Source organism: Microbacterium sp. Bi128, assembly GCF_918698205.1.
The window spans coordinates 1-2,814 of the sequence record NZ_CAKKMM010000638.1; the positions used below are offsets into that span (position 1 = coordinate 1).

The 2,814-nt window shown below is 64.5% G+C and carries 2 protein-coding genes; both read left to right on the forward strand.

All coding sequences use genetic code 11. From position 1 onward, the window contains the following. Positions 1-112 precede the first annotated feature (112 nt). Positions 113-1,273 (forward strand): M20/M25/M40 family metallo-hydrolase, encoded by a 1,161-nt coding sequence (locus LQV45_RS24120; protein WP_230009153.1) that lies wholly within the window; start codon positions 113-115, stop codon positions 1,271-1,273. A 473-nt stretch (positions 1,274-1,746) separates the two neighbouring features. Further along, the coding region (ectB, locus tag LQV45_RS24125; RefSeq protein ID WP_230009154.1) for a diaminobutyrate--2-oxoglutarate transaminase at positions 1,747-2,814 on the forward strand (1,068 nt) is incomplete at its 3' end.

Genomic DNA, 2,814 nt, shown 5'->3' on the forward strand with positions numbered 1-2,814 from the left:
GAGTATTTGCCGGGCGATGGTGGCCGCGACTTACTGGAGCGTCAGTGGCGAGCGTCCTGACCAATCGAGCCGGAGCAAGCGAACTTGTACCGACTAGTGATGGGCTCCCGGCATGATCACTCTCCGCAAGCACGTACTTCCCTCGCTCTTCGCCCTGGTCCTGCTCTCGACGTCGGCCTGTACCTCCGGTGTCGCGGCTGGCATCCCGTCGGCCGGCGTTCCGTCCGGTGGCACACCATCTGGCACACCCTCAGGTGGCACACCGAGCAAATCCGGCGGCGGGACGAGCCAATCCGCCGCACCCGCCGAGTCCGCCAGCCCGAGTACTGCGGTCCCGCAGCTAACCCCGGCGAGCACGGTGGATGCGCGCACGGTGCTGGCGGCGTTCAAGTCCCGGGACATGGTGGGGCACCTGCAGGCGCTGCAGCGGGTGGCCGATGCCAACGGCGGGAACCGGGCCTCGGGCACCTCGGGGTATGAGGAGTCGGCCCGCTACGTCGAGGAACAGCTGCGCGCCGCCGGGTATGAACCGGTGCGGCAGAGCTTCACGTTCAAAGAGGACGGCCGCCGCGGCAAGACGGTGGAGTCCTTCAACATCCTCGCCGACACCGGGGGCAGTGCCGGGCACACCGTGGTGGTGGGCGCGCACCTGGACTCCGTGCAGGAGGGCCCGGGCATCAACGACAACGCCAGCGGGGTCGCGGCCGTCCTGGAGACCGCGCGGTGGATGAAGGAGGCCGGGATCACCCCGGCCAACCGGGTCCGGTTCGCGTTCTGGGGCGGCGAGGAGGACGGCCTGTACGGGTCCCAGCACTACGTCGACGAACTGAGTGCGGCCGAGATCGGCCAGACCGCCGCGAACCTGAACGTGGACATGGCGGCCTCGCCCAACGGTGTGCGGTCCGTGCATGACGGGGACGGATCGGATTTCGGCGACGGCGGCCCGGCCGGGTCCAAGGCGATCGAGGACATCCTGTTCCGGTACTTCCAGGAGAACGCGCTGCCGGCAGAGACCACGCCCTTTGACGGCGGCTCGGACTACGACGCCTTCCTCTCGGCCGGCATTCCCGGCGGCGGGCTGTTCACCGGCGATGTCGAGAAGAAGACCCAGGCCCAGGCGCAGGCCTATGGCGGGGTGGCGGGCAAGGACCTGGATCCCTGCTACCACGAGGCCTGCGACACCATCGCCAACACCAACCCGCAACTGCTCACCGAAATGTCCGGCGCCCTGGCCTACGGCACCGTGGCCTACGCGATGGCCAAGACCGGCTAAACACCAGCTTCGCCTTTCAAACGACTCTCAAAACGGTGTCCCATCCCTCGCCGCGTTCGCCGGCCCCGTTGGGAGAGGAAGTCGGATGTCCATGGCGCCGGCGCCCATGTCCGCCGGATGCCCGGCAGCCGGCATTTTTCCGAGTAGCCCGGGGCCTTCAAAGGTGAGAAACCCTGCCGAATCGGGTAGTTAATCAGCCGTTTGAGGGGAAAAGACAGGTACCCGCTACTCAGGTGCTGTGAGTTTCCTGAGTTTACGATAAGAAACGGAAAAGCATTTGGGCAGGCGTCTAGGATCTGCCCAGTTCCCGCCTAGAGCACCTCTATGCGGGAGTAAATACGGGCCCCGTGAAGCAAAGGTCAGTGCGCCACAGGCGCTGCGCTGTCCCCTTCCCCGCGCCCGTCATCCGGGAACCCGGGTTGTGTTTGCGCTCGGGCAACTTCGCTAGTCGGAAGTACGGGGGACATCGACAGATGGATATCTTCGAAAGCTTGGAGTCTGAGGTCCGCAGCTACTGCCGCAGTTGGGACACCGTGTTTGAACGTGCGTCCGGCAGCAGCCTCTACAGTGAAGACGGCAGAGAATATTTGGACTTCTTTTCCGGTGCCGGAGCACTGAACTACGGGCACAACAACCCGGTGCTGCTGCAGCCGCTGGTGGACTATCTTCTCTCCGGCGCAATCGTTCATTCACTCGATATGAAAACACCGGCCAAGCGGCGCTTCCTGGAAACCTTCCGGGAGTTGATCCTCGAGCCCAGGAATTTGGACTACAAAGTCATGTTCCCCGGACCGACGGGAACAAATTCAGTGGAGGCAGCCCTGAAGCTTGCCCGGAAGGTTACCGGCAGGCAGCATGTCCTGAGCTTCACCAACGCGTTTCACGGGATGACCCTGGGATCGTTGTCGGTCACGGGCAATTCAATGAAACGGCAGGGAGCCGGCGTCCCGCTGACGAACACATCGAGCATGCCCTATGACGGGTTCTTCAATGGTCAGATGCCGGACTTTCTGTGGCTCCGGCAAGCCCTGGAGGACAGGGGATCGGGCATCGATAAGCCCGCAGCGGTGATCGTGGAAACCGTCCAGGGCGAGGGTGGGCTCAGGGCCGCCCGGGTGTCCTGGCTGCGAGGCCTTGCCGAGCTGTGCCGGCAACACGACATCCTGCTCATCGTGGATGATGTCCAGGCCGGCTGCGGACGGACCGGGACCTTCTTCAGCTTCGAGGAGGCGGGGATCACTCCGGATATCGTCTGCCTGTCGAAGTCCATCTCGGGCTTTGGACTGCCTTTGGCACTGACACTGTTCAAACCCGGACTGGATATTTGGAAGCCTGGCGAGCACAACGGAACTTTCCGGGGGCACAACCCGGCATTCGTCACCGGCGCCGCTGCCCTGGAGCACTACTGGCGGGACGGCAGCTTCCAGTCAAGCGTCGCGGGGCTCATTTCCCAGCTCCACGAGGGGCTTACCCAGATCGCAGCGGGCGTCGAAGGCGCCACGGTCCGTGGCCGGGGACTGCTCGCGGGTGTTTACTACCCC